Annotated in this window: 1 protein-coding gene; it reads left to right on the top strand. The window is 47.4% G+C overall.

Features of this window, described 5'->3' with window-relative positions:
• Window positions 1–50 precede the first annotated feature (50 nt).
• The coding region (locus ACS8FD_RS22360; protein ID WP_439277479.1) for a pyridoxal-phosphate dependent enzyme at window positions 51–607 on the top strand (557 nt) is incomplete at its 3' end.

The following is a 607-nucleotide window of genomic DNA, read 5'->3' as shown; positions in this document are numbered from 1 at the left end:
GCTAATCTATTTCGTTTTTATCTTCATTCATTACTTGTTTAGGGAATATTATGCTATCTCATTGGGTACGAGCCATCTTGCAAGCCACGGTTTATGACGTTGCTATTCAAACGCCACTTGAGGCTGCACCCAAGCTGACCCAGCGTTTTACCAATGATATTCGACTTAAACGTGAAGACTTACAACCGGTTAAATCCTTTAAATTGCGCGGGGCTTATAACCGCATTAGTCAATTAAGCGATGAGCAAAAAGCGCGCGGCGTCATTTGCGCTTCAGCAGGCAACCATGCGCAAGGCGTTGCTTACTCTGCACGCAAATTAGCGTTGAACAACATCATCGTTATGCCAACGACCACACCGGATATCAAAGTCGATGCGGTGAAAGCGCTTGGCGGTAATGTCGACTTGCACGGCGACAGCTTCGATCAAGCCAACCGTTATGCAATTGATCGTGCTGAGCGTGAAGGCTTAACTTTTATCCCACCTTACGATGATGAATTGGTCATTGCCGGCCAAGGTACTATCGGACTTGAGCTGACGCAGCAGTGGCGCAATATGGATTATGTTTTCGTTGCGGTAGGCGGTGGCGGTTTGATTTCTGGCGTTGC

This window comes from Psychrobacter sp. 1U2 (genome assembly GCF_051847575.1).
The sequence above is the reverse complement of the archived record's forward strand: the minus strand, read 5'-3'. Positions and strand labels throughout refer to the sequence as shown.